We start from the raw sequence: 26,076 nt of genomic DNA, 5'->3' as shown, positions 1-26,076 counted from the left end.
ACCCCTTGTCTTGTCCCCGTCCCGCATGCATCATTCCCGAATGACGTGCGGTGTACGCCCCCGGCGTTACCGTGCGAGGCCAGACATGACCCGGAGACAACCGCATGGATGCCGACACCTCCCGCGCCCCCGCCCAAGAGACGTCAAATGACGCCAGTGGCGAGCGCAAGGCACTCGCCCCGACCGACGACGCCCCCACCGCCAACGCATTCTCCTGGCAGATTCCCACGCTCTACAACATCGGCGTCGACGTTTGCGATAAATGGGCCGACGGGACCAACCGGCTCGCCCTCGTGCACGAGAGCGCAGACGGCTCGCACGTGCGACTCACGTTCGATGTCCTGAAACAACTCTCCAATCAGCTCGCCAACGAATGGCGCGCCCAGGGCGTGAAAGCGGGCGATCGCATCGGCATCTTTCTGCCCCAGTCGCCCGCCACGCTCGTCGCGCACGTCGCCGCCTACAAGCTCGGCGCCATCGCCGTGCCGCTATTCACGCTCTTCGGTCCCGAAGCGCTCGCCTATCGCCTGCAAAACTCGGGCGCCGCCGTGCTCGTGACCGATCTGGCCAGCATCGGCAAGATCGACGACATTCGCGCCGAGTTGCCCGACCTGCGTCTCGTGTACGTGGTTCACGACGACCTGCCCGAAGCACATCACCATGTGGCGGACGATCAGGATTGGGGCGTCGCCGAGGACGGGCTGCTCGCGCTGTGGCCCGCCATCGCGTCGCGCGATGCGCATTTCGAGCCCGTTCAGACACGCGCCGACGCCCCTGCGCTGATCATCTACACCTCCGGCACCACCGGCAAACCCAAAGGGGCGTTGCACGCGCATCGGGTCCTGCTCGGCCATTTGCCCGGGGTCGAGACGTCGCATAACGGATTCCCGCAGGAAGGCGACCTGATCTGGACGCCAGCGGACTGGGCATGGATCGGCGGACTGCTCGATGTTCTGTTGCCGGCGTTGCATCACGGCGTGCCTGTGTTATCCAGACGGTTCGAGAAGTTCGACCCCGTTGCGGCGTTCGATCTGATGGCGCGTCACGGTGTGCGCAACACGTTCCTGCCACCCACCGCGCTCAAGATGCTGCGCACCGTGCCGTCGCCGCGTGAGCACTGGCCGTTGCAATTGCGCTCGGTCGCCAGCGGCGGCGAATCGCTCGGCCCGGAATTGCTGGCATGGGGGCGCGAGCATCTCGGCGTCGACATCAACGAGTTCTACGGGCAAACGGAATGCAATATGGTCGTGTCGTCATGCGCGGCGGAGTTTCCCGCATTGCCGGGCGCGATCGGGCGCGCCGTGCGCGGACACGCCGTGACCATCGTGGACGACGACGGCACGCCGCTGCCCACCGGCGCCGTCGGCAACATCGCCATTGCGCGACCGAATCCGGTCATGTTCCTCGGCTACTGGCACAACCCCGACGCGACGATGGAGAAATATCGCGGCGACTTTCTGCTCACGGGTGACTCGGGATTCGTCGATGAAAACGGGTACATCACCTTCACCGGCCGCTCGGACGATGTGATCACCAGCGCCGGCTATCGCATTGGCCCGGGCCCCATCGAGGACTGCCTGATCCGACATCCGTCGGTGCAGTTCGCCGCCGTCATTGGCGAGCCCGACGAATTGCGCACGGAGATCGTCAAAGCGTTCGTTGTGCTGCGCGAAGGGCACGAACCGTCCGATGCGCTTGCCAGGGAAATCCAGACGTTCGTGAAGCGCCGTCTGGCCGCACACGAGTACCCGCGCAAGGTCGTCTTCCTGCCGGAGCTTCCGATGACGGTGACCGGCAAGATCATTCGCAAGGCGCTCAGGGAAATGGGGGCGGCGCTGGGGTGACTTGAGCGGTCTGGGGCAAACTCAAGCGACCCGCCTCAAGTGATTTTCAGCCAAGGCATCCAAATCAAACCATCCAAATCAAACGGCGGAACATCCTCTGTAAAGATGTCCCGCCGTTTGGGTTCGTGCCGTTGCCCGACGCTTACTTGTCGTCGCGCTCCAGAAACATCCCTTGCAGGTCGTTGAGAAAGCGTTGCCCCAACGCCGTGGGGGCGATGCGTTGCGGGTCGTCGACGAGCAGCCCCTTTTCGACGCCGGCAGCAAGCGCCCTGGCGATTTTCGCCATCGGCAAACCCGTGCGATCGGCGAAAAGTTCGCTCTTCACGCCATCGGTCAGACGCAAGGCGTTGAGCATGAACTCGAACGGCAGATCGCGGGCATCGACCTCGCGTTCTTCCTGAATCGCATTGCCCTCGGTCACCGTCTCCATGTATCGCTGCGGATGCTTGTGACGCACCTGACGCAGCACGCGATGCGGAAACGAAATCTTGCTGTGCGCTCCTGCGCCAATGCCAAGGTAGTCGCCGAACTCCCAATAGTTCAGGTTGTGCTTCGCGCGTCGATGCGGCTGCGCATAGGCGGACACCTCGTAACGCCCATAACCGGCTGCGGCGGTGCGCTGCGCAATCCAGTCCTGCATATCGGCGGCGGTGTCGTCGTCCGGCACGGTGGGCGGGTACTTGTGGAATTGCGTGTTCGGCTCGAGCGTGAGGTGGTACAGCGACAAATGGGGCGGGGCGAACGAGATCGCCGTTTCCACGTCCTGCTGACACTGCGCCAGCGTCTGGTTGGGCAGCGCGAACATCAGGTCGAGGTTGAAGTTCTCGAAGTTCGCCTGTGCAATCTCGATCGCATGACGGGCTTCGTCGCCATCGTGAATGCGCCCGAGCGCCTTCAGATGCTCGCCGTTGAAACTCTGAATGCCGATCGACAACCGGTTGATGCCGCTCGCGCGGAAGCTTCGGAACTTGTCCGCCTCGAACGTGCCGGGGTTGGCTTCCATCGTGATTTCGGCGTCGGCGTCGAGCGGCAGCAGGGCGCGCAGATCGGACAACAATCGATCCAGTCCTGCCGCCGACAACAGGCTCGGAGTGCCGCCGCCGATGAAGACGGTGTGCACCGGACGCCCCCAAACCAGCGGCATCGCCTGTTCGAGGTCCTGCCGCAATGCGTCCAGATACGCCTGCTCGGGAAACGCCTGCGCGCCCCCTTCGCCGCGCCACTCATGCGAATTGAAGTCGCAATACGGGCATTTGCGAACGCACCACGGAAAGTGCACGTACAGCGACATCGGCGGCAATGCCGGCAGACTGATCTTGCAGGGCCGAAGGAAGTTCTGCACGGGCAGCGCTGACTGACTCATACCGCTTACGCCTCCCGTCCCAGCTTTTCGAGCAGGACACGCAACGCGCGCGCCCGGTGACTGTGAGCGTTTTTCACGGCAGGGTCGAGTTCGGCGGCCGTCTGATTCAACGAGCGGATCAGGAAGTGCGGGTCGTAGCCGAAGCCATGCGCTCCGCGTGCGTCGTCGACGATTTCGCCGTCCCAGCGGCCTTCCGCGATGATCGGCTGCGGGTCCTGTGCGTGACGCACGAGCACGAGCGCGGCGAAGTAGTAGGCGTCACGGTAGCCGGGCGTGTCTGCGTGCGGCGCGAGCTGTTCGATCAGGTGACGGTTGTTCGCGGCATCCGACTTTTCGCGTCCGGCGCGTGCGGCGTAGCGCGCGGAATAGACACCGGGCGCACCGCCCAGGATCGGCACGCACAGCCCGGAGTCGTCGGCGAGCGCGGGCAGGCCGGTGGCGGCGGCCGCATGGCGGGCCTTGGTCAACGCGTTCTCGATGAAGGTGACGTGAGGCTCCTCGGCCTCGGACACGCCGAGCATGCCCTGCGGCACGAGTTCGATGCCGAGCGGTTCGAACAGCGAGGCGAACTCGCGCAGCTTGCCCGGATTATTCGAGGCCAGCACGATTTTCTGCATGGCCATCGTCAGACTCCGAGGGCGCGCTTTTGCGCGTCGATCAGTTGACGGATGCCGGCGTCGGCCAGATCGAGCAGCACATTGCTTTGCGCACGCGTGAACGGCTCGCCTTCGGCCGTGCCCTGAATTTCGACGAAACCGCCTGCGCTCGTCATGATGACGTTCATGTCGGTGTCGCACGCCGAGTCTTCGGCGTAATTGAGGTCGAGTACCGGCTGGCCCTGATACAGGCCGACGGAGACCGCGGCGACATGGGCACGGATCGGGGACGTTTCGAGCTTGCCGTCGGCGATGAGCTTCGAGACGGCGTCGTGTGCCGCCACGAACGCGCCGGTAATCGACGCGCAACGGGTGCCGCCATCGGCCTGGATGACGTCGCAGTCGATCTGGAGGGTGCGCGCACCGAACTTTTCGAGATCGAAGACGGCGCGCAGCGAGCGGCCGATCAGGCGCTGGATTTCCTGCGTGCGTCCGCTTTGCTTGCCACGGGCGGCTTCGCGATCGCCGCGTGTGTGCGTGGCGCGCGGCAGCATGCCGTACTCGGCGGTCAGCCAGCCCTGGCCCGAATCGCGCAGAAAACCCGGTACTTTCTCTTCGACGCTGGCCGTGCAGATGACCTTGGTGTCGCCGCATTCGATCAGCACGGAACCTTCGGCGTAGCGGGTGTATTGGCGGGTGATGCGCACGGGGCGCAGTGCGTCTTGCGCACGGCCGTCCGGGCGGGTGATCTGGGTCATGAGTGAGTGTCCTGCGAGGTGAATTAATGCGGTAATACCCGAATGGTATCGCTAAACGCCTTTGGCATGCCGGCAGTGCGCCGCCACCGTGTGCGGATTCGGGAGCGCCGGGCCGGAAAATGCGATAATCGCCTTTCATCCATTGCATGCGAAACCGGTTGCTGCATGGCCCCGCTGAAAAAGCTGCGCGGCGCTGTGGTGCCGGTCACCCCGATGAAAGACAACAACATCTACAGTATGACCGGCTACGCCAGCGTCACGCGCGACATTGCGCATGCCGATGGAGCCGCAGGCGCGAGCGTGTCGGTCGAATTACGTACGGTCAATTCCCGCTTTCTGGATCTGGCATTTCGCATGCCCGAAGAAGCGCGTGCGTGCGAGCCCGTGCTGCGTGAAGCGCTCACCGGCAAACTCTCGCGCGGCAAGGTCGATATCCGCATCAACGTCCAACGTCCGGAGAGCGGCGCCAACGGTGCGCTCAATCTCGACGCCGTCAAACAACTCGCCGATCTCGAACAGCAGGTGCTTGCGATTTTCCCCGATGCCGAGCGCATGCGCACGGGCGAGATTCTGCGCTGGCCGGGCGTGCTCGGCGAGGAGTCGGTGACGGCCGAAGCGCTGCGCGATGCCGTGATCGACGCCGGTCGCGCGGCCATCGGCGATCTCGTCGAAGTGCGCAAGCGCGAAGGCGCGCAGCTCAAGGCGAGCCTGATTGAGCGCATCGAAAAGATGGAAACGATTCTCACGGGCCTGCAACCGCTCGTGCCGGAGCTGATTGCGCGCCATCAGCAGAAGATCGTGGACCGTCTGCAGGAAGCGCTGGGCATCGTCGTGCCGGAAGGCTCGGCTGCCCCTGGCAAGGAAGAAATCGCAGAACGTATTCGTCAGGAAGTGACAATGTATGGCGTGCGTATCGACGTGGCGGAAGAGCTCACGCGTCTCGATGCCCACCTGAAGGAAACCCGCCATATCCTCGACAAGGGAGGATTGGTGGGCAAACGGCTCGACTTCATGATGCAGGAGCTCAATCGCGAAGCGAATACGCTCGGCTCGAAGGCGGCCTCGAAGGAACTCGCCGATGCGTCGATGGAGCTCAAGCTCTACATCGAGCAGATGCGCGAGCAAGTGCAGAACCTGGAGTAAGTCGTATGTCCTCGCAATCACACCCCCCGCAGCCCCCCTTGCACGCCGAGTATCCCGGCAATCTGTTCATGGTGGTCGCCCCCTCGGGCGCGGGCAAGTCCACGCTGGTGAACGCACTGCTCGCGCAGGATCGCGACGTTCGCCTGTCGATCTCGTGCACCACGCGTGCGCCGCGTGCGAACGAAAAAGAAGGCGTGCATTACAACTTCATCTCCGTCGAGGAATTTCTGGAGCGTCGCAAGCGCGGCGAGTTTCTGGAGAGTGCCGAAGTCCACGGCAACTATTACGGCACCTCGCGCGTGTGGATCGAAGAACAGATGCGCGAGGGCCGCGATGTCTTGCTGGAAATCGACTGGCAAGGTGCGCAGCAGGTGCGCAAGCGCTTCTCGAATGCCGTCGGCATTTTCATTTTGCCGCCGTCCATCGAAGCGCTCGAAGAGCGGTTGAAAAAGCGCGGCACGGACGAGCCGAAGGTCATTGCGCGACGCCTGCTCGCTGCCGGTGGCGAGATCGCGCATGCGCCGGAGGCGGATTTCATCATCATCAATGACGAATTCCAGCGCGCGCTCGACCAACTGCAATCGGTGTTCACGGCAGTGCGCCTGCGCTTTGCTTCGCAGTACGCACGTCACAAGACGCTGTTCACCGATCTGGACATCCACGCACCGAACGAACACGAGTAACACCGTCGCATTCGCCGACGACCCTCGTGTTTTGCGCGAGTGCGCGCCGGCTGCGATAGAATACGCCTTATATTGAGAAGGAACCTCCTTATGGCCCGAATTACCGTTGAAGACTGCCTGAAACAAATTCCGAATCGCTTCGAGCTCGCTCTCGCTGCGACCTACCGCGCCCGCCAACTGGCGCAAGGTCACACGCCGAAGCTCGAGAACAACAAGGACAAGCCGACTGTCGTCGCGCTGCGCGAAATCGCGGCCGGTCAGGTTGGCATCGAGATGCTCAAGAAAGTGCCGCTCTGATCGGGAGACTGCACTGATGCGATGTGACGTTCCGGGCCGCTCGACGATGCAGGTACACGTATGAGTCATGCGAAATCACCGGCCGCGTCCATCGCTGCGGATGAACCCAAAGCGGGGGAGCCCAAGCCCGAGCGAAAGAAGAAAAAGGGCGAGAGCGCCACACGACAGTACATCGATGCGCTGCTAGAGCAGTCCTACCGGCACCTGTTCGGTCCGACGGCAACGCCTGAGCAGCCACGCAAGCACGAGGTCGTCTCGATCGCCCGTCTGAAGGGCATGCTTGGGGAATACCTCAAGGAAAGCGACCTCGCGCAAATCAAGGAAGCCTTCCAGTTCAGCGACGAAGCCCACCTGGGGCAATATCGTCAGAGCGGACAGCCTTACATTACCCATCCCGTCGCCGTTGCCGAGATTTGTGCCGAGTGGAAGCTCGATGCGCAGTCGATCATGGCCGCGTTGCTGCACGACGTGATGGAAGACCAGGGGGTGACTAAAGCCGAACTCGCCGAGCGATTCGGACCGAAGGTTGCGGAACTGGTCGACGGCTTGTCGAAACTCGACAAGATGGAGTTTCGAAGCCGGGAAGAAGCGCAAGCCGAGAGCTTTCGCAAAATGTTGCTGGCGATGGCGCGCGATGTGCGCGTCATTCTCGTCAAGCTGGCGGACCGCCTGCACAACATGCGCACGCTGGGTGTCACCTCGACGGAAAAGCAGCGCCGTGTGGCGCGTGAAACGCTCGACATCTACGCGCCCATCGCGCACCGTCTCGGTCTGAACAATACGTATCGCGAGCTTCAGGATCTGAGCTTCGCGAATTACCACCCGCGCCGTTATGCCGTGCTCGACAAGGCCGTGAAGGCCGCGCGCGGCAATCGGCGCGAAGTGGTGGGCAAGATTCTCGACGCCGTTGAGAAGGCGCTCAAAGACGGCGAGGTGAGTGCCGACGTCTTTGGCCGCGAGAAGACGCTCTTCAGCATCTACACCAAGATGCAGGAAAAGCAGCTCTCGTTCTCGCAGGTGCTGGACGTGTACGGCTTCCGTGTCGTCGTCGAATCGAATGCACAGTGCTATCTCGCGCTTGGTGTGCTTCACGCGCTCTACAAGCCGGTGCCCGGCAAGTTCAAGGATTACATCGCCATTCCGAAGGTCAACGGCTATCAGTCGTTGCACACGACGCTCGTTGGTCCCTTCGGCACACCGATCGAATTTCAGATTCGCACGCGCCGCATGCACGAGATCGCGGAAGCGGGCGTGGCCGCGCACTGGCTATACAAGAACGGCGGCGCGGACATGAACGACGTGCAGAAGCACGCGCATCAGTGGCTCCAGTCGCTGCTCGACATCCAGAGCGAGACCGGCGACTCCACGGAATTCCTCGAACACGTCAAGATCGACCTGTTCCCCGACGCCGTCTACGTCTTCACGCCCAAGGCGCGCATCATGGCGCTGCCGCGCGGCGCGACGGCGCTCGACTTCGCATATTCGGTCCACAGCGATCTGGGCAACCAGTGCGTGGCCGTCAAGATCAACAACGAATTGCTGCCGCTTCGCACCGAGTTGAAGAACGGCGACATCGTGGAAGTCATTACCGCGCCGTATTCGAAACCGAACCCCGTGTGGCTCGGCTTCGTGCGCACCGGCAAGGCGCGTTCGGCCATTCGTCATTACCTCAAGACGATGCGCTTCGCCGAGTCGGTGCAGCTTGGCGAGCGTCTGGTCGAGCAGGCGCTCAAGGGCTATGGCCTGACGATGAGCGAGATTTCGCCGGAGACGTGGGACAAGCTCGCGCAATGGACCGGCAACAAGGATCGTCAGGATATCTTTGCGGACATCGGGCTGGGGCGTCGCGTGGCGGCCGTCATGGCCAAGCGCCTTGCGGTGCTCTCCTCGGGCAAGGAAGGCGAGAACGACGATAGCCCGGACGATCCGGATTCACCGCGTCCGGGCGACGAGAACGTCGGGCCGCCGGTGCTCATCACCGGCACGGAAGGCATGTCGGTGCAGTTCTCGGCGTGTTGCCGCCCGATTCCCGGCGACGCCATCATGGGGTACATCGGCATCGGCCTCGGCATGGCGATTCACACGACGGACTGCCCGGTTGCGCGCCGCGTTCATCGCAAGGACCCGACTCGCTGGATCGATGTGGCGTGGGCGCCGCAACCGGGCCGTTTGTTCGACGTCGGCATCAAGGTGCTCGTGCATCACAACCGGGGCGTGTTCTCGCGTGTGGCTGCCGACATTACGGCTTCCGATGCCAACATCGTGCACATCGGCATGGACGAAGTGGTGCCGGACGAATCGGCAACGTTGCGCTTCCTCATTCAGGTGAGCGACCGTGTGCATCTCGCGAACGTGATGCGCCGTATCCGTGTGAATCCGGACGTGATGCGCGTGGCGCGTGAGCGCCCGAGTGAGCGGCATCAGGAAGAGATCCACGCCAACCACGCCATGCGAGTCGCACGCGAGCGCGGCAATTACTGACCGCCGTCGCGTGCCGCTTCCGCGTGAAACGCCTCCCTCGGGAGGCGTTTTCGTTGAGCGCGACGACATGCGTCGAGGCGAGACGTTTTCGCTATTCCGAGGGCGGATAGCGCACGTCGAGAATCTCGATCTGATCGAGTCCGGCCGGCGTGCGCAGCGGTACGGTGTCGCCGATCTTCGACTTGGTAATGGCCCGGGCGATCGGTGAAATCCAGCTGACGTGCCCGCGTTCCAGATCGACCTCGTCGATCCCGACGATCATGATCGTGTGCTCGTCGCCCTTGCCGTCGGCATAGGTCACCTGTGCGCCGAAAAACACCTGATCGACGTTTTCCTGACGACGCGTGTCGACCACTTCGGCGTTATCCAGACGTCGCGTCAGAAAGCGAATGCGACGATCGATTTCCCGCAGACGCCGCTTGCCGTAGATATAGTCGCCGTTCTCCGAGCGGTCGCCATTGGACGCCGCCCAGGACACGATTTTCACCACTTCGGGACGCTGGTTGTCGATCAGATCGAGCAGTTCGTCCTTCAACCGACGATAGCCCGCAGGCGTAATGTAGTTCTTGGTGCCCGCCGGAATCTCCGGGGCGCCGGCGTCGAGATCGTCGTCGTCGCCGTTATCTTCCTTGACGAAGGCCTTGTTCATAAGTCGATGCACACGTCGCGCGCGTGCCAGAAGCGTTTCACAATCCCTGCATTATAGGAGCGATGCCGCACCAGCATGCGCCCGCGTGCCCGCGGCCACATTCCCGACAGGGCAATCATGCGCAAGTGTCATGGAGTGCGCCGTCAATGTCCTCTACAATCGGGCGGCAAGCCCACGTGATCATGACGACCACGACAAACACGCAGACCGCAGGAGAACCGCGCCATGACTGATTCCACGAGTCCCTTCCTTGCCGTGCTCAAGCCGCACCTGAGCGACATCGGCGCTTTCACCGTGCAACGCAGCCTGCCGAGTCTGGCGTTCAAGACCGTCGGCCCGTTCATTTTCTTCGACCATATGGGCCCGGCCACGCTTTCACCCGGGCAGGGCATGGACGTGCGGCCGCATCCGCACATCGGGCTGGCGACCGTCACCTATTTGTTCGATGGTGAAATCTGGCACCGGGACAGCCTCGGCAGCGACCAGCGCATCACGCCAGGGGCGGTGAACTGGATGACCGCCGGGCGCGGCATCGTGCACTCCGAGCGCACGCCGCACGACGTGCGCGAGCGTGGTGGCGACGTGCATGGCATCCAGACGTGGGTGGCGTTGCCGCAAGCGGACGAAGAGACCGAGCCCTCGTTTTCGCATCATGAGGCGGCGTCGCTGCCCGACATCTTCCTGCCGGGCGTTCACATGCGTCTGATTCTCGGAGAAGCATTCGGCGAGAAGGCCCCGGTGAAGGTGTTCTCGCCGATCTTCTATCTGGCCGTCGACATGGAGCCGTGTGCGGCGTTCGTGTTGCCGCCCGAATACGCGGAACGCGCGATCTACACGGTGCAGGGCGAGGTGACGGCGAACGACGAGACGCTGCCGGAACACCGCATGGGGGTGCTCGCGCAAGGAGGGGACGTGCGCATCGTGGCGGGCGACAAGCCGGTCCGGCTGATGCTGCTCGGCGGCGCACCGCTGGATGGCGAGCGCTTCATCTTCTGGAACTTCGTATCGTCGAGCCGTGAGCGCATCGAGCAGGCAAAAGCCGCGTGGACCGCCCAGGAGATGGGCAAGGTGCCGGGGGAGACGGAATGGATTCCGTTGCCGGAGCGCAAGCCGTCGGCGAACTGACCCCGGCGCGCCAAACCCACCAACGCCTGTTGCCGGAGATCGGCAGCAGGCGTTTTTTTGTCGATGCAGGACGCCCAGGTGAGGTGGAGGAGCGGGGGGGCGCCCTGAAGGCGCGCAGTAAGATCAGGCGCTCAACACGATCACCGAGCAATGCCGTTCTTCGAGCAGGCGATGCGATACGGCGCCGAAGTTCAGGCGGTCACCGAAGCGCGGTTGCACGCCCAGCACGAGCAGATTGTGTTTGCCGTGGTGAATCTGATGAAGCACGGCCTCCTCGATCTTGCCGCTGGCGAGCAGCCGCGTACGAAGCTTCACGCCATTGCGCTCGGCCAGCGCGTGCAGGTTGTCCATCATGGCGGCTTCGGCGGTGTCTGGGCGCAGAACCCGCGGGCGCCATTGGCGGTGCAGCATGCCCGGCGCCACGCGCGCCGAGACGTGCAGCGCCGTGACCGACGCGTCGGCGGCCCGCGCCAGAGTAATGGCCAGTTCGGCGGCGTGACGCGAGTAGTCGGTTCCTGAGACTGGCACGAGGATGTCGAGCGGCGCATCCGGTCTGCGCACGTGCTCACCGTGCGCGAGCACGATGGCGATCGCCCCGTCGAATGCCTTGGTCAGTGGCAGCACGCCCGTGGGCAGGGGCAACGGCGGGACGTCGGAGTCCGATTCTTCGCCGGGCGCGTCGAACCCTGCGATCACGAAACCGTACCCCTTGGCGATCTCGTCCGAGATGCGCGTCGCTTCATGGCTGCTGTCCGGTTGCGCCGCCTCCTGCTCGCGTGCGGCATCCGACGGGTCGCTCGCCACGAACTCGCCTTCTTCCCTGGCTTCGCTCACACGCTTGTCGTCATGCGCTTCGCCCACGGGTTCATGTTTCGGCGCGGGCGCGCCCGACGCACGTGACTTGCCGTCGCCCGAGGTGTCGTGTGTGTCGTCCTTGATGGGGCCATGTGGCAATTCGGGCGTTTTCTGAGGCGCTTTGCCTGTGCGTTCTCGCAGCACCAGACGCGCCGCCTTGCGGGCCTTGTCAACGGGCTTGTCCTCCTCGACACCCGGCGTTGCAGGCGCCCGGCCGATGGCGCGTTTCGCGGCGGCGAGGGCGATGTCGTAAGCGTCGCGGCTCGCGCCCTCGTCGTCACGGGTGCGAGCGGCGTCCTCCGCCTTGTTGCCTTCCTTGCCGTCCTCTCGATCCCCGAGAGCCTTGCGCCGTCCGTCTGTCCAGGACGATGCGGTCGCACGCGGCTTCGCCGACGCGGCCACCTCAATCTCCTCGATCTCCTCGGCCTCGCGCACCTCGCGGGCTGCCTTTCCGCCATCGGTCGGCGTCGGCGTGGGCGCAAGCACGGTCGTGAGGGTGCCGCGCACGCCGGCGGTCAGCCCGGCGATCCAGGCGGCGAAGCGTCCGTTGGCGCTGCCATCCACGGCAGCCAGAATGCGTTCGACGTTCGGCAGGAAGTCCCTTTCCTCGGCAGCTTCCTTCTCCAGTCGCGCTTTTTCCTCGTCGGAGAGCGGAATGCGAACCAGCGCGCGGCGCAGCACCGGCGGCATGATCAGCGTGGTGATGAGCGCCATGATGACGACCATCGTGAACAGGTCCTTGCTCAGCACGCCGAGCGACAGGCCGATGCTGGCCACGATGATTTCGGTTGAGCCGCGCGCGTTCATCCCGGTGGCCAGCGCCAGGGCTTCGGCCGAGGACATGCCGCCCAGACGCCCGCCGATGAAGCAACCCGCGAACTTGCCCACGCTGGCGATCAGAATCAGGCCGGCAACGAGGCCGAGCATGCGCCAATCGAGCAGAATGGTCAGATCCACCGACAGGCCGGCAACGCCGAAGAACACCGGTGCGAAGAGCGCGACGATCAATCCTCGCAGTTGCGCCTCGATCTTTTCCGACAAAATGGGGGACTGTCCGATCATGACCCCCGCCATGAACGCGCCCAGCGCGGTGTGCACGCCGAGCTTGTCCGTCGCGAGAGCCAGCACGAAGGTGATCACGAGAATCGCGCTGAGCACGGGCATCTCGATGGTGAAGCGATCGTTCGTCCACCGAATCGCCACCGCGACCGCGCGTTTGCCGACCGTAAAGCACAGCACGATGAACAGCAGCGTGCCGCCCAGACTGATCGACAGATGTCCCAGGTCGATGGAGCCGCTCGCGCCCAGGCCCGCGATCGCCGCGATGATGATCCAGCCGGTGGTGTCGTCGAGGATGGCTGCGGCGAGAATGATCTGGCCGATGTTGCGTCGCAGGTAGTCGACTTCGCGAATGACCATGGCCACGACCTTGACCGACGAAATCGACAGCGCCGTGCCGAGAAACAGGGAGGTGACGAGTCGCGCTTCCGGATGCGGCAGCAGCTTGTCCGGAAGATGCCACCCGAGGGCGAAGCCGCACACGAACGGGATCATCATGCCGCCCGCCGAGGCAAAAATGGCCATGCGTTTCATGCGTCGCACGAGGCCAAGGTCCGTTTCCAGCCCCGTCGAGAGCAGAAGCAGCAGTACGCCCAGCTCCGAGACGGCCTCGAGCATTTTTTTCTGCGCTTGGTTGTCGGGGAAGACGGCGTGTTGCCAGGCAGGCAGGAGCGCGCCGAAGATGGAGGGGCCGAGCAGCACGCCGGCGAGCAACTGGCCCATGACCGCGGGTTGACGCAGTCGCTGCATCACCTCGCCGAGCAGACGGCCGACGAGAACCAGCAAGAGCAGTTGGGTGAAAAAAATCGCCGTGCCGTGGCCTGCGTGCATGTGTCTCCCTGCCGGATGTCCGACGGGCGTCGGACGGTTCGGGGCATGTGACGAGACGCGTGGCCGAGGCGGGAACCCGGGGCGCTGTCGCGCGTCCGTACCGTTTTGCCCAGTTTTGCGATTACCATGCTTCCAGCGGACGGCCGTTTTCCATGACTTTGCATGCACGACGGCCGCCATTCACGCAATTTACCACGCTCGACAAGACCTATGATCGATACCAATCTCGCCAGCTTCGACACCGACGTTCTGGCCGTCTCGCATCAGGTGCCCGTGCTGGCCGACTTCTGGGCGCCGTGGTGCGGCCCGTGCAACACCCTCGGGCCGATGCTCGAAAGGCTGGAAGCCGAAGCCCAGGGGCGCATCCGGCTCGTCAAGATCAATGCCGATGAGAACGCGCAACTGTGCGCCGACTACGGCGTGCGCAGCCTGCCCACGGTCATCGCGTTCGTCGATGGCGAACCGGTCGATCAGTTCGTCGGCGCGCTGCCGGAGGGGCAACTGCGTGCGTTCATCGATCGCATCGTGCCGAATCCGGCCGAAATGGCGCGCAAGGTGGCGCGCACGGCGCTGGCCGACGGGCAGCCGACGGTGGCTCGCGACGCGCTCCAGGCCGCATTGGCCCTCGATCCCGCGCACGACGACGTGCGCCTCGATCTGGTCGACGTGCTGCTCGGCATGGGCGACACGCAAGGCGCACGCACGGAGCTCACGCTGTTGTCCCCACGCACGGCTGCCAGCGGCGACGCGCGTATTGCCGCCCTGACCACGCGCATCGAAGCGGCCGAGCAGGCGAGCCAACTGCCGCCGGCGGCGCAATTGCTCGACCGTGTTAACGCCGAGCCCGGGAATTTGCAGGCGCGTCTCGATCTCGCCAACCGTTATCTGGCGGATCGGGCCTATGAGCCCGCTTTGCAGACGCTGCTCGACATCGTGCAGCGCGACCGTTCGTTCGGCGACGACGCCGCACGAAAGTCGATGTTGGCCATCTTCGATGCGTTAGCCGAGAGCGACCCGTCGACGGTGTCCGCATGGCGGCGCAAGCTGAGCGCGGCGCTCAATTGAGCGACGCATTTCCTTACGACTTCCGACCCGACCCATGACGACATCTTCTGCGCCTTCTCTCATCACCTTTTCCCCCGATCAGGCGGGGGAGGCCGTGTTCGACCACCCGGCCCAGGCACGCCGTGTGAGCGGCAACCCGCAACGGATGACACGCACGTTCTATACCGATGCGCTCGGCGAATTCGATTGCGGCGAATGGACGTGCGAACCCGGCGCGTGGCGCATTGCTTTCGGCGCCCATCGTCAGGAGTATTTCTCCGTCATCGAAGGGCGTATCCGGATCAGCGATCTCCAGGGCAATGCCTCGGAGTTCGGGCCGGGCGACGCCTGCGTGATACCGGCGGGCTTCGAAGGGGTCTTCGAAGTCGTGGAGCCGGTGCGCAAGCACTTCGTGATGTTCGAGCGCAAGGCGGCGGCATGACACGACTCATCTTCTTCTGTGGTCATGCCGGGGCAGGCAAGACAACGCTTGCCAAGCGACTCATCCGCCCGCTGATCGCACGCAGCGGCGAGGCCTTCTGCCTGCTCGACAAGGACACCCTTTACGGCGCGTACAGCGCGTCGGTGATGGGCGCGCTGACCGGCAATCCGAACGACCGCGACAGCCCGCTGTACCTGCAGACGCTGCGCGAGCCGGAGTACGCCGGTCTGCTCGAGACGGCACGCGAGAATCTGCGTCTCGGTGTGAATGTGCTGGTCGTCGGCCCGTTGTCGCGCGAGCTGCGCGAAGGACTCCTGTTCGACCGCGCCTGGCTCGATGTCGACGACGACGTGGGCGTGCACGTGGTGTGGGTCGATCTGGACGAAGCGCATGCGAGGGAGCGTATCGTGAGTCGGGGTAATCCGAACGACGCCTACAAGCTCGAACATTGGGACGAGTACCGGGTGCGGCGCTACCTGCCGCCCGCGGCGGCGTTCCCGGGGCTTGTGCGTTTCGACAATACGTCGCCGACACCGGAGGACGACGAACGGTTGTTGCAGACGCTGCTGGCGCACACCCGTTGAGGCAAAGGGATTTTTCCGAATAGTAGAGCAGGGCGAAAATTCGACGGGTAGCGATGACTAAGGTACGGGCATTTTCCATCCTGTTCGAGCCCGACCATGTGCCATCCGTCTGCCTGCGCATTTCTCCGAGATTGGCGTCGCCGCGTTATTGCCTCACTGAGCGCCGCGCTGATCGTTTTGGCGTCGCACGCGACGCACGCTGGCGGCCCGCCGATGCCCGGTATGCCCCGTTTGAGCGCGGTAGCGGCAACCGCTCAGGTCACACCGTCGGTCGCTGGGGAAGGGGCTTGGGCAGCGGATTCACCTGCTGACGACGCACCGACGATTGCACGCATCCGCGAGCGCGGCCGTATTCTCCTGGGCTACCGTCAGGCGGCCATTCCGTTTTCTTATGTCGATGCCAACGACCAGCCGATGGGACTGTCGTGGGCGCTGTGCCAGCGCATTGTCCCGGCATTGCAGCGGGCCATGGCGATGCCGGAACTACGCAGCACACCCGTGCGGGTGATCGAGCAGATGCGCGGGCCGCTAATCAAAGGCGATGCCATCGACATCGATTGCGCCCCGTCGACCGTGACGGCCGAACGGGCGCAACGTGTGGCGTTCAGCCTGCCGTATTACGCGGCGCACATCCGGTTGATGGTCCGACAGGGAACGGGCATCGAGTCCATCGGCGACATGCGCGGGTTGCGTCTGGTCGTGGTGCAGGGCACGACCGCCGAGCGGATCGTGCGTGCCCAACACGCCCGTACGGGATTTCAGCTTCTGATGGCCCGTGACTACGACGATGCGTTTCGCATGCTGCGCGAACGGCGTGCGCAAGCGCTGGCGCTGGACGACGTATTGCTCGAAGGCCTGCGGGCCACGAGCAGAGCGCCGAACGCCTACCGCATCGTCGGAGCGCCGCTCTCGGACCAGCCTGAATACTACGCACTGGTGCTGCCCCCGGACGACCCGGCGTTCAAGGCGCAAGTCGATGCCGTGCTCGCGTCGATGTTTCGCAGCGGCGAGATGGCGCAGCTCCAGCGTGAGTGGTTTCAGGCGGCGCTCCCGCCCTACGGACATCGGCTGGCGCTCGAGCCCGGCGCCGAAGTGCTGACGCTGTGGGAAAACGGTGCCCGAGAGCTCGAGGCAGAGGGAGACGGCAACGCTGCAGCACAGGACGCCACGGCATCCTCCCCGCAACCGGGGTCCTGATGCGGCGCGACGCATAAGCTAATGACAAAGGTTTCTTTGTGCGAAACGCTGTGAATCTGTAAATTCCTATCATGCTGTTAATCCGATAGGAATTTGCTGTGAAAGCTGTGATGGGTATCAAGGAAGTCGACTGGAAAAGCGCTGCGCGGCGCTTCGCGTTCGGTCTGTCAGTCTGGCTTGCCGCGCAGGCAAGTGTCACGAGCGTAATGGCCGCACCGGCTGCACCGGTCGCACCGGCTGCTGCGGTAGCCCCGGCGAAGGCTGATGCCGTGGTAGCGCTGCCGACGGTGAGCGGCGATCTGACCGGTACGCTCAAGAAGATTCACGACACCGGGCTGATCACGCTCGGTTATCGCGAGGCCGCCATTCCGTTCGCTTACGTGAACGACAAGGGCAAACCCGTCGGCTACACGATGGACCTTTGCTACGCCGTGGTCGATGCCGTGAAGACGGCGCTGAACCTGCCGAATCTGCGCGTGCGCGAAATGTCGATTACGCCGCAGAACCGTATCCCGCTCGTGAAGAACGGCACGGTCGACCTCGATTGCGCGCCGAACACCATCACGCCGGAACGCGCGGAGCAGGTCGGCTTCAGCAATCCGTATTACGTCTCGGAAGTGCGCCTGCTGGTCAACAAGAAGGACAACATCCGGGGGCTGGAGGATTTGAAGGGCCAGAATCTGGTGGCATCGGCGGGTTCGACCGGTGAGCGCCTGGCACGCATGCAAGCCGAGAAGATCGGTTATCGCGTGATTCCGGCGCGCGACCACGGCGAGTCGATGATGACGCTGGAAACCGGCCGCGCCAAGGCATTCGCGCTGGACGACGTGCTGCTCGCAGGGTTTCGCGCCAACGCCCGCGATCCGGAGTCGTTCGCCATCGTCGGCGCACCGCTGGAGACCGAACTCAATGCCCTGATGTTGCGCCGAGACGATCCGCAATTCAAGCGCTTCGTGGATACGACGCTGGCTCACCTGTACACCTCGGGCGACATCCGACGCATCCAGCGCAAGTGGTTCCAGCAGCCGATTCCGCCGCGCAACGTGAACCTGAACCTCGAGCCGAGCAAGGAAGTGATCGAGGTCTGGCACAAGGGTTCGCGAGTGACCGAATGACTTCCGTCTGAAGGCCGCGCGGGGACGCCCCCGTAACGCCATACGAGGCAAGGCGACGCGCCCGCCGATAGCGATATCGGCGGGCGTTGTCGTTTACAGGTCTGCGCCCGCGTTTACGCGTTGTTTACACCCCCTTTCCCCCTTTTGTCCCCGTCTTTACGCGCCCCTACGTATCGTTCAGGGCACGGCTGGCATGCGCATGCGAGGGCGCGTCGCGCCCGTGGCGTGCCGGCCGCCACACGATAGGGAGTTGTCATGGACTGGTTATATCTCGGCGTGATCGTGGCGTTCGTTGCCACGACCGTCGGCTTTGTCGCGTTCTGCGCGTCGGTAGGGGGGCAGCAATGACAGCCATGTACTGGCTGAGCGGCGGACTCACGCTCGCGCTGCTCGCTTATCTCGTCTACGCGCTGTTCAAGCCGGAGGATCTCGCATGACACTCAATGCCTGGATCCAGCTCGGCGTGTTCCTCGTCGTGCTGCTCGTACTCGCGCGCCCGCTCGGCCGCTTCATGGCGGACGTGCTCGCCGGTGAATCGCATGTCAATCGCTGGTTCGCACCGCTTGAGCGCGGCCTTTACCGCCTGTGCGGGGTGCGTGCCGAACAGGAAATGCATTGGCGCACTTACGCCATCGCGCTGGTTGGCTTCAATGCTGTGGGCGCGTTCTTCGTCTATGCCCTTCAACGCTGGCAAGTCTGGCTGCCGCTCAACCCGCAGGCGTTCGGCAATATCACGCCCGATTCGTCGATGAACACGGCAGTGAGCTTCGTCGCCAATACGAACTGGCAGGGCTACGCCGGGGAGTCGACGATGAGCTATCTCACGCAGATGCTCGGACTCGCCGTACAGAACTTCCTGTCGGCCGCGACCGGTATCGCGGTCGTCGTTGCGCTGATTCGCGGTTTCGCGCGTCACACGGCGCAGACCATCGGCAACTTCTGGGTCGACATGACCCGCATCACGCTCTACATCCTGGTGCCGCTGTCGGTGATTTTCGCCGTCGGTCTCATGAGCCAGGGCGTGATCCAGAACTTCGACGCGTACAAGGACGTGACGACGCTGCAGGTCACGCACTACGACAATCCGGTCCTGGGCCCGGATGGTCAGCCGAAGCTCGACGCCGCCGGGAAGCCGGTGAGCACGCCGGCACAGACGCAAACGCAAACATTGCCGATGGGCCCGGTGGCTTCACAGGAAGCGATCAAGATGCTCGGCACCAACGGTGGCGGCTTCTTCAACGCGAATTCGGCTCACCCGTATGAGAACCCGACGCCGCTGACGAACTTCCTGGAAATCCTCGCGATCTTCCTGATCCCGGCGGCGCTGTGCCATACGTTCGGACGCATGGTCGGCGACCGTCGTCAGGGACTGGCGATTCTTGCCGCGATGACGATTGCGTTCTCGATCGCGACCGTCGCCACGGTATCGGCCGAACAGGCGGGCAATCCGACGCTCGCGACGCTTGGCGTCGACCAGCAGGTGAGCGCCGCACAGTCGGGCGGCAACATGGAGGGCAAGGAAACGCGCTTTGGGATCGTCGCTTCGGGCATTTTCGCCACCGTCACGACCGCGGCGTCTTGCGGCGCGGTCAACGCGATGCACGACTCGCTCACGCCGCTGGGTGGACTGGTGCCGATGCTGTTGATGCAACTGGGCGAAGTGATCTTCGGCGGCGTGGGTTCCGGCCTGTACGGCATGCTCGTTTTCGCCATGCTCGCGGTATTCGTCGCCGGCCTGATGATCGGCCGCACGCCGGAATATCTGGGCAAGAAGATCGAAGCTTACGAGATGAAGATGGTCGCCGTCGCCGTGCTGATGACGCCGCTGCTGGTGTTGCTCGGCACAGCGCTTGCCGTGCTGGTGCCCGCAGGCCAGGCCGGTGTAGCGAACCCGGCGACACACGGTTTCTCGGAAATCCTCTACGCGTACAGCTCCGCGGCGAACAACAACGGCAGCGCCTTCGCGGGTCTGTCGGCCAACACGCCGTTCTACAACACCACGCTGGGTATTGCGATGTGGTTCGGTCGCTTCTGGGTGATCGTGCCGGTGCTGGCGATCGCCGGCGCACTGGCGCGCAAGAAGCGTATCGCCGCGACCTCGGGCACGTTGCCCACGCATGGTCCGCTGTTTGTCGTGCTGCTGCTCGGCACGGTGCTGCTGGTGGGCGCGCTCACCTACGTGCCGGCCCTCGCGCTCGGTCCGGTCGCCGAACATCTGGCGATGATCGGTGCGCATTGAATAATGAAATGAGGCATTCGAGGCACTCATGAATCAACCCTCAGGAAATACCGTCACCCGGCCGTTGGGCGAGGGACATACATCGGCGACGAAGTCGATGTTTGACCCGGCCATCGTGAAGCCGGCCATCGTGGACTCGTTCCGCAAGCTGCACCCGCTCACTCAGGCCAAAAACCCGGTGATGTTCGTGGTGTACGTCGGCAGCCTGCTCACGACCGTGCTGTTCGGCATGGCCGTGGCGGGGCATGCCGAGGCGAGCGCGCCTTTCATCCTCGCGATTACGCTGTGGCTGTGGTTCACGGTATTGTTCGCGAACTTCGCCGAAGCGCTGGCCGAAGGCCGCAGCAAGGCGCAGGCCGCGTCGCTGCGTCAGGCGAAGAAGAACGTGCCCGCCAAGCAATTGCGCTCGGCGCGCCGCGACGCGCAATGTCTGGTCATCGACAGCGCCAGTCTGCGTCGGGGCGACTTCGTGCTGGTCGAAGCCGGCGACGTTATCCCTGCCGACGGCGAGGTGGTCGAAGGCGTGGCGTCGGTCGACGAATCGGCCATCACGGGCGAATCCGCGCCGGTGATTCGGGAGTCCGGTGGCGACTTCTCTGCCGTGACCGGCGGCACGCGTGTGCTCTCCGACTGGATCATCATGAAGGTGACGGTCAACCCGGGCGAAGCGTTCCTCGATCGCATGATCGCGATGGTCGAGGGCGCGAAACGGCAGAAGACACCGAACGAGATCGCGCTCACGATTCTGCTCGTCGCGCTCACGCTGGTGCTGCTGCTCGCCACGGCCACGCTGCTGCCGTACTCGATCTACAGCGTGTTCGTCACCCACGCGGGCAATCCGGTCACGATCACGGTCCTCGTCGCGCTGCTGGTTTGTCTGATTCCGACGACCATCGGCGGATTGCTCTCGGCCATCGGCGTGGCCGGCATGAGCCGCATGATGCAGTCGAACGTGATCGCCACGTCAGGGCGCGCGGTGGAAGCGGCCGGGGACGTCGACGTGCTGCTGCTCGACAAGACCGGCACCATCACGCTGGGTAATCGTCAGGCGTCCCAGTTCGTGCCCGCGCCGGGCGTGGACGAGCGCACGCTGGCCGACGCCGCGCAACTCGCTTCACTTGCCGACGAGACGCCGGAAGGCCGCAGTATCGCCGTGCTCGCCAAGCAGCGATTCAATTTGCGTGAGCGCGAGATGAGCGGTCTGAACGCGCTCTTTATCCCGTTCACGGCGCAAACGCGTATGAGCGGCGTGGACCTGGCCGACAAACAGATCCGCAAGGGTGCGGCCGAGGCGGTGAAGCGCTATGTCGAAGCGGCCGGCGGCACATGGCCGACCGCGCTGGCCGCGTCGGTGGACGACATCGCCCGTCGCGGCAGCACGCCGCTGGTCGTGGCAGAGCACGACGCCAATGGCGCTCGCGTCCTGGGCGTCATCGAACTCAAGGACGTGGTCAAGGGCGGTATCAAGGAACGCTTCGCCGAACTGCGCCAGATGGGCATCACCACGCTGATGGTCACGGGCGACAACCGCCTGACCGCGGCGGCAATCGCGGCCGAAGCCGGAGTGGACGACTTCCTCGCGGAAGCCACGCCGGAGGAGAAGCTCGCGACGATCCGCAAATATCAGGCCGAAGGCAAGCTCGTGGCGATGACCGGCGACGGCACGAACGACGCCCCCGCGCTGGCCCAGGCCGACGTGGCCGTGGCGATGAACTCCGGCACGCAGGCGGCGAAGGAAGCGGGCAACATGGTCGACCTGGATTCGAACCCGACCAAGTTGATCGAGATCGTGGAGATCGGCAAGCAGATGCTGATGACGCGCGGCAGCCTGACGACGTTCTCGATTGCGAACGACGTGGCGAAGTACTTCGCGATCATTCCGGCGGCGTTCGCCACAACGTATCCGCAGCTCGATGCGCTCAACGTCATGCGCCTGGCGAGTCCTTCATCGGCCATTTTGTCGGCGGTGATCTTCAACGCGCTCATCATCGTGGTGCTGATCCCGCTGGCGCTCAAGGGCGTGAAGTACCGCCCGCTCGGGGCCGCGACGCTGCTGCGCCGCAACCTCTTCGTCTACGGTCTTGGCGGGATTCTGGTGCCGTTCGTCGGTATCAAGGCCATCGACATGATCATTGCCGCGCTGGGCTGGGCCTGATAAGCGCGGCGCCCGGACGCAGCGGCCAGGGGGCCGTACGTCCGGGCCACACTGCTGACCCTCTAAGGAATCGATGTCATGAAAACCCTCTTGCGCCCGATGCTGAGCCTGTTCGTGGTGCTCTCGGTCATCACCGGGCTGGTGTATCCATTGGTCGTGACCGGCATTGGCCGGACGGCGTTCTCGCGCGAAGCCGCCGGCAGCCTGATCTACAAGGACGGCAAAGCGGTTGGCTCGTCGCTGATCGGTCAGAACTTCGACGAACCGAAATACTTCTGGGGCCGCCTGTCGGCAACGTCGCCGAATCCGAACAACGCTGCCGCGTCCGGCGGCTCGAACTTCGGCCCGCTCAACCCGGCGTTGACGGATGCGGTGAAGGCACGCATCGCCGCCCTGCGCGATGCCGACCCGTCGGCGCAACTGCCGGTGCCGGCTGACCTGGTGACGGCCTCGGGCAGCGGCCTCGATCCCGACATCAGCCCGGCGGCGGCCGAGTATCAGGTCGCGCGCGTTGCCAAGGCGCGCGGGCTGAGCGCGGACGCGGTGCGTGAGCTCGTGGCGCGCAGCACGCAGGGCCGTCAATGGGGAATTTTCGGAGAGCCGCGGGTGAATGTTCTGAAGCTCAACCTCGCGTTGGATGGATTGGCACGAGGCGCCGTCTGAAAGACGACGCCGCAGGCAGGGCAGACCGGGAATCGCTGGTTTTGCCCGTCGGCCTGCGGTAGATTGGCGGCACGCCCGGCGCGTGCCGCGTTTTTTTGTATCGACGTGGCTCGCGTCTTCATAGTGGACTGACCCGATGGCTGGTATCGAACGCCCTGATCCCGACGAACTGCTTGGCAAGCTGCAACGCGACGAAGCGCGCGAGCAGCGTGGCCGCCTGAAGATTTTCTTCGGCGCGTCTGCCGGTGTGGGCAAGACCTTTGCCATGTTGCAGGCTGCGCGCAAGCTGCGCGAGGAGGGCACCGACGTCGTGGTCGGTGTGCTGGAGACGCACGGTCGGGCAGAGACTGCGCGTTTGCTCGAGGGTCTGGAAGTGCTGCCGCAAAAGTCGGTCGAATATCGCGGGCGCGTGCTGCGCGAATTCGATCTCGACGGCATGCTCGCGCGCAAACCGGCCGTCGCACTCGTGGACGAACTGGCCCATGCGAACGTCGCCGGAGAGCGCCATCTCAAGCGCTGGCAGGACGTGCACGAACTGCTCGACGCAGGCATCGATGTGTACACCACGCTCAACGTGCAGCATCTCGAACGGCTTAATGACGTCGTCGGTCAGATCACCGGCATTCGTGTGTGGGAGACCATTCCCGACCGCGTGTTCGATCTGGCCGATGAGGTGAAGCTCGTCGACTTGCCGCCGGACGAACTGCTCGAACGCATGCGCGAGGGCAAGGTGTACATGGCCGCGCAGGCCGAGCGCGCCGTGCGTAACTTCTTCCGCAAAGGCAATCTGATCGCATTGCGCGAGTTGGCGCTGCGTCGCACTGCCGACCGGGTCGATGCGCAAATGCGTGAGTACCGTGCGGACCAGTCAATCAGTCAGGTCTGGCAGGCGCGCGAGCGGTTGCTTGTTGCTATCGGGCCGGGGCCGGAGGGCGTGGCGCTGGTGCGCGCGGCCGCGCGGCTCGCGGCGAGTCTGCGCGCCGACTGGCTTGCCGTGCATGTGGAGACACCGGCGATATTGCGGCAGTCGACGGCGCGTCGCGAGAGCGTGTATGCCACGCTCAAGCTGGCCCATGAGCTTGGGGCGGAAACGCTGACATTGGACGGTGCGCAGGCCGCCACCACACTGCTGGCCTATGCGCAAATGCGTAACGTCTCGAAGCTGGTGGTCGGCGCGAGCGGCGCGCGACGCTGGTGGACGGCCCGAACCCCGCTGCACGAGCAATTGGTGCGGCTCGCGCGTGGCGTGGACGTCGTGCTCATCGGCCCCGCTGCCGGGGATACGTCGGCCGACAAGCGTGTGGTGCGGGGCGACTGGCGCGACTGGTTCGATACGGCGCCGGAGTTGGGACTCGTGGGGCGGCCCTGGCGGGCCTATGCGTGGGCCGTCGGTATTTGCGGGGTTGTGTCGCTCGCCGCTGCGGAGCTGACCTCGTTCCTCGATCTGGCCAACATCGCGATGTTGTATCTGCTTGGCGTGATCGTCGCGGCGATGCGGTTGGGACGCGGACCGGGCGTGCTGGCCTCGTTTCTCTCGGTGGTCGCATTCGACTTTTTCTTCGTGCCGCCGACGATGTCGCTGTCGGTCTCCGACACGCAGTACTTGCTCACGTTTGCGGTCATGCTGACCGTGGCGCTGGTCATCAGCCATCTGACGACGAGTCTACGCTTTCAGGCGCGGCTGGCAACGTGGCGCGAGCGGCGCACGGGGGCGGTGTATGCGATGGCCCGCGAACTGGCGGCGGCGCTCACCACGCCGCAGATCGTGGAGATTGGCGCCCGTCACGTGCGCGAGGTGTTTCAGGCACGTGTGGCGTTGCTGTTGCCCGATAGCCAGGGCAGTGTGCGTCAGCCGGTGGAAAACGCGCGCGCCGAAACGATGCCCGAGCACATCGATACCGACGTCGCGCAATGGGTGTACGACCGTCAGCAAGCGGCAGGGCGCGGCACCAATACCCTGCCGGGCTCGGATGCCTACTATCTCCCGCTGCGCGCGCCGATGCGCACGCGCGGCGTTTTGGTCGTCGCGCCCGCCGTGGGCGACGGCAGCGATGGTCGCTCGGATGGCGGCATGATCGGCACGCCCGAACAGCAACGCCTGCTCGATACGTTCGCCGCCCAGATCGCGCTCGCGCTGGAGCGGGTGCATTACGTGGAAATCGCACAGGACGCATTGGTGACGATGGAGTCCGAGCGTCTTCGCAATTCGCTGCTCTCGGCCATTTCGCACGACCTGCGAACACCGCTGACGTCCATCGTCGGATTCGCCAGCATGCTCAGCCGCAATGCGCAGACGCCCGGGCCGCTGCGTATCGAACTCGTCGATGCGATCCACGAGGAGGCGCAGCGCATGACCGGTCTCGTCACGAACCTGCTCGACATGGCGAAGTTGCAGGCGGGCGGTGTGCAGCTCAATCGTCAGTGGCAGATGCTCGAAGAGGTGGTCGGCACGTCGCTGCGCGCTTGCCGACGCATGCTCGCCGGTCACCAGGTCACGACCCGACTGCCCGCCGATCTGCCGCTGTTGCGCGTGGATGCCGTGCTGCTCGAACGTCTGTTCACGAACCTGCTGGAAAATGCCGCGAAGTATTCGCCGGTGGGTTCACACATCGAGATCGCAGCCCGCGTGGCCGGCGAGGACGTGGAGGTGAGCGTGAGCGACGACGGGCCCGGTCTGCCGCCCGGCATGGAAGGCCGGATCTTCGAGAAATTCATGCGCGGCGAGAAGGAGTCGGCCAAGCCGGGGATCGGGCTCGGCCTGGCGATTTGCCGCGCCATCGTGGAAGCGCACGGCGGTAAAATTCACGCGACCAACGTGACCGGCGGACAGGGCGCCCGATTCATCTTTACGCTGCCGGTAGAGACCCCGCCGGTCGCCCCGGACGCCGCGGAGGATGTCCCCGAACCGCCCCTTCGGGACACCGACGCAAACGCGATACAACGACATGAGTGA

Annotated in this window: 21 protein-coding genes; 16 read left to right on the top strand and 5 right to left on the bottom strand. The window is 64.4% G+C overall.

Annotated features, from left to right (window positions below):
• The first annotated feature begins 104 nt into the window (after positions 1-104).
• On the top strand, positions 105-1,844 hold the full coding sequence (locus tag UC34_RS15295) for an acyl-CoA synthetase (RefSeq protein WP_157123205.1): 1,740 nt from the start codon (positions 105-107) through the stop codon (positions 1,842-1,844).
• A 142-nt stretch (positions 1,845-1,986) separates the two neighbouring features.
• Here the strand turns inward: UC34_RS15295 and hemW are convergent, their stop codons facing one another.
• Genes hemW through rph form a run of 3 tightly spaced genes read right to left on the bottom strand, consistent with a single transcriptional unit; the run spans position 1,987 to position 4,561 of the window.
• A complete protein-coding gene (gene hemW / locus UC34_RS15290; RefSeq protein WP_044456214.1) occupies positions 1,987-3,207 on the bottom strand; it encodes a radical SAM family heme chaperone HemW in 1,221 nt (406 codons plus the stop codon).
• A gap of 5 nt (positions 3,208-3,212) precedes the next feature.
• The gene (gene rdgB / locus UC34_RS15285; RefSeq protein WP_044456213.1) at positions 3,213-3,830 is read right to left on the bottom strand and encodes an RdgB/HAM1 family non-canonical purine NTP pyrophosphatase; all 618 of its coding nucleotides are present in this window, start codon (positions 3,828-3,830) and stop codon (positions 3,213-3,215) included.
• Positions 3,831-3,832: 2 nt separating this feature from the next.
• Complete coding sequence (gene rph, locus UC34_RS15280) at positions 3,833-4,561, bottom strand: ribonuclease PH (protein ID WP_044456212.1); 729 nt, start codon at positions 4,559-4,561, stop codon at positions 3,833-3,835.
• A 213-nt stretch (positions 4,562-4,774) separates the two neighbouring features.
• On the opposite strand from rph, the gene UC34_RS15275 reads away from it, so the two are divergent.
• The 4 genes from UC34_RS15275 to UC34_RS15260 all read left to right on the top strand — a co-directional run bounded on the left by UC34_RS15275 (position 4,775) and on the right by UC34_RS15260 (position 9,165).
• Positions 4,775-5,704, top strand: coding sequence for a YicC/YloC family endoribonuclease (locus tag UC34_RS15275; protein WP_044458240.1), 930 nt, complete (start codon positions 4,775-4,777; stop codon positions 5,702-5,704).
• Between the two features lie 5 nt (positions 5,705-5,709).
• Positions 5,710-6,387 carry a guanylate kinase gene (gmk, locus tag UC34_RS15270; RefSeq protein WP_044456211.1) on the top strand — a complete coding sequence of 226 codons (678 nt, stop codon included), beginning with the start codon at positions 5,710-5,712 and terminating at the stop codon, positions 6,385-6,387.
• 90 nt (positions 6,388-6,477) lie between these two features.
• Positions 6,478-6,684 (top strand): DNA-directed RNA polymerase subunit omega, encoded by a 207-nt coding sequence (rpoZ, locus tag UC34_RS15265; RefSeq protein ID WP_039397582.1) that lies wholly within the window; start codon positions 6,478-6,480, stop codon positions 6,682-6,684.
• 60 nt (positions 6,685-6,744) lie between these two features.
• Positions 6,745-9,165 (top strand): RelA/SpoT family protein, encoded by a 2,421-nt coding sequence (locus tag UC34_RS15260; protein WP_044456210.1) that lies wholly within the window; start codon positions 6,745-6,747, stop codon positions 9,163-9,165.
• A gap of 91 nt (positions 9,166-9,256) precedes the next feature.
• Here UC34_RS15260 and greB read toward each other — a convergent pair whose 3' ends face one another.
• Positions 9,257-9,814 carry a transcription elongation factor GreB gene (gene greB, locus UC34_RS15255; protein WP_044456209.1) on the bottom strand — a complete coding sequence of 186 codons (558 nt, stop codon included), beginning with the start codon at positions 9,812-9,814 and terminating at the stop codon, positions 9,257-9,259.
• A gap of 225 nt (positions 9,815-10,039) precedes the next feature.
• Here greB and UC34_RS15250 point away from each other — a divergent pair, with 225 nt between their 5' ends.
• Complete coding sequence (locus UC34_RS15250) at positions 10,040-10,939, top strand: pirin family protein (RefSeq protein WP_044456208.1); 900 nt, start codon at positions 10,040-10,042, stop codon at positions 10,937-10,939.
• 123 nt (positions 10,940-11,062) lie between these two features.
• Here UC34_RS15250 and UC34_RS25630 read toward each other — a convergent pair whose 3' ends face one another.
• Complete coding sequence (locus UC34_RS25630; RefSeq protein ID WP_052811080.1) at positions 11,063-13,684, bottom strand: cation:proton antiporter domain-containing protein; 2,622 nt, start codon at positions 13,682-13,684, stop codon at positions 11,063-11,065.
• A gap of 213 nt (positions 13,685-13,897) precedes the next feature.
• Between UC34_RS25630 and trxA the strand changes: the two genes are divergently transcribed.
• From trxA to UC34_RS15195, 10 genes are all read left to right on the top strand, one after another.
• The gene (gene trxA / locus UC34_RS15240) at positions 13,898-14,749 is read left to right on the top strand and encodes a thioredoxin (protein WP_044458238.1); all 852 of its coding nucleotides are present in this window, start codon (positions 13,898-13,900) and stop codon (positions 14,747-14,749) included.
• Positions 14,750-14,783: 34 nt separating this feature from the next.
• Positions 14,784-15,170 (top strand): cupin domain-containing protein, encoded by a 387-nt coding sequence (locus tag UC34_RS15235; RefSeq protein ID WP_044456207.1) that lies wholly within the window; start codon positions 14,784-14,786, stop codon positions 15,168-15,170.
• Positions 15,167-15,754, top strand: a complete 588-nt coding sequence (locus UC34_RS15230; protein WP_044456206.1) for a P-loop nucleotide/nucleoside kinase family protein — start codon at positions 15,167-15,169, stop codon at positions 15,752-15,754. Before UC34_RS15235 ends, UC34_RS15230 begins: the two co-directional genes overlap by 4 nt.
• Positions 15,755-15,976: 222 nt before the next feature.
• Positions 15,977-16,951 (top strand): amino acid ABC transporter substrate-binding protein, encoded by a 975-nt coding sequence (locus UC34_RS15225; RefSeq protein WP_167370665.1) that lies wholly within the window; start codon positions 15,977-15,979, stop codon positions 16,949-16,951.
• Positions 16,952-17,049: 98 nt separating this feature from the next.
• Complete coding sequence (locus tag UC34_RS15220; protein ID WP_237165118.1) at positions 17,050-18,066, top strand: amino acid ABC transporter substrate-binding protein; 1,017 nt, start codon at positions 17,050-17,052, stop codon at positions 18,064-18,066.
• A 344-nt stretch (positions 18,067-18,410) separates the two neighbouring features.
• Complete coding sequence (kdpF, locus tag UC34_RS15215; protein ID WP_063389843.1) at positions 18,411-18,503, top strand: K(+)-transporting ATPase subunit F; 93 nt, start codon at positions 18,411-18,413, stop codon at positions 18,501-18,503.
• Entirely contained in the window at positions 18,500-20,305 is a 1,806-nt protein-coding gene (gene kdpA, locus UC34_RS15210; protein ID WP_044456203.1) for a potassium-transporting ATPase subunit KdpA, read from the top strand. The genes kdpF and kdpA overlap by 4 nt, the downstream gene beginning before the upstream one ends.
• 28 nt (positions 20,306-20,333) lie before the next feature.
• The gene (gene kdpB, locus UC34_RS15205; RefSeq protein ID WP_044456202.1) at positions 20,334-22,460 is read left to right on the top strand and encodes a potassium-transporting ATPase subunit KdpB; all 2,127 of its coding nucleotides are present in this window, start codon (positions 20,334-20,336) and stop codon (positions 22,458-22,460) included.
• A 78-nt stretch (positions 22,461-22,538) separates the two neighbouring features.
• Positions 22,539-23,123 carry a potassium-transporting ATPase subunit KdpC gene (gene kdpC / locus UC34_RS15200; RefSeq protein ID WP_044456201.1) on the top strand — a complete coding sequence of 195 codons (585 nt, stop codon included), beginning with the start codon at positions 22,539-22,541 and terminating at the stop codon, positions 23,121-23,123.
• Positions 23,124-23,268: 145 nt separating this feature from the next.
• On the top strand, positions 23,269-26,076 hold the full coding sequence (locus UC34_RS15195; RefSeq protein WP_044458236.1) for a sensor histidine kinase: 2,808 nt from the start codon (positions 23,269-23,271) through the stop codon (positions 26,074-26,076).

This window comes from Pandoraea vervacti (assembly GCF_000934605.2).
Lineage (GTDB): Bacteria > Pseudomonadota > Gammaproteobacteria > Burkholderiales > Burkholderiaceae > Pandoraea > Pandoraea vervacti.
This window is presented reverse-complemented; position numbering and strand designations above follow the sequence as displayed.

Coding starts and splice junctions, on each gene's coding strand:
- rph (WP_044456212.1), bottom strand. CDS start 4,561: ATGACCCAGATCACCCGCCCGGACGGCCGTGCGCAAGACGCACTGCGC.
- UC34_RS15260 (WP_044456210.1), top strand. CDS start 6,745: ATGAGTCATGCGAAATCACCGGCCGCGTCCATCGCTGCGGATGAACCC.
- UC34_RS15235 (WP_044456207.1), top strand. CDS start 14,784: ATGACGACATCTTCTGCGCCTTCTCTCATCACCTTTTCCCCCGATCAG.
- kdpC (WP_044456201.1), top strand. CDS start 22,539: ATGAAAACCCTCTTGCGCCCGATGCTGAGCCTGTTCGTGGTGCTCTCG.
- kdpA (WP_044456203.1), top strand. CDS start 18,500: ATGACACTCAATGCCTGGATCCAGCTCGGCGTGTTCCTCGTCGTGCTG.
- rpoZ (WP_039397582.1), top strand. CDS start 6,478: ATGGCCCGAATTACCGTTGAAGACTGCCTGAAACAAATTCCGAATCGC.
- UC34_RS25630 (WP_052811080.1), bottom strand. CDS start 13,684: ATGCACGCAGGCCACGGCACGGCGATTTTTTTCACCCAACTGCTCTTG.
- UC34_RS15275 (WP_044458240.1), top strand. CDS start 4,775: ATGAAAGACAACAACATCTACAGTATGACCGGCTACGCCAGCGTCACG.
- kdpF (WP_063389843.1), top strand. CDS start 18,411: ATGACAGCCATGTACTGGCTGAGCGGCGGACTCACGCTCGCGCTGCTC.
- gmk (WP_044456211.1), top strand. CDS start 5,710: ATGTCCTCGCAATCACACCCCCCGCAGCCCCCCTTGCACGCCGAGTAT.
- UC34_RS15295 (WP_157123205.1), top strand. CDS start 105: ATGGATGCCGACACCTCCCGCGCCCCCGCCCAAGAGACGTCAAATGAC.
- kdpB (WP_044456202.1), top strand. CDS start 20,334: ATGAATCAACCCTCAGGAAATACCGTCACCCGGCCGTTGGGCGAGGGA.
- UC34_RS15250 (WP_044456208.1), top strand. CDS start 10,040: ATGACTGATTCCACGAGTCCCTTCCTTGCCGTGCTCAAGCCGCACCTG.
- greB (WP_044456209.1), bottom strand. CDS start 9,814: ATGAACAAGGCCTTCGTCAAGGAAGATAACGGCGACGACGACGATCTC.
- UC34_RS15230 (WP_044456206.1), top strand. CDS start 15,167: ATGACACGACTCATCTTCTTCTGTGGTCATGCCGGGGCAGGCAAGACA.
- UC34_RS15225 (WP_167370665.1), top strand. CDS start 15,977: ATGCCCCGTTTGAGCGCGGTAGCGGCAACCGCTCAGGTCACACCGTCG.
- rdgB (WP_044456213.1), bottom strand. CDS start 3,830: ATGGCCATGCAGAAAATCGTGCTGGCCTCGAATAATCCGGGCAAGCTG.
- hemW (WP_044456214.1), bottom strand. CDS start 3,207: ATGAGTCAGTCAGCGCTGCCCGTGCAGAACTTCCTTCGGCCCTGCAAG.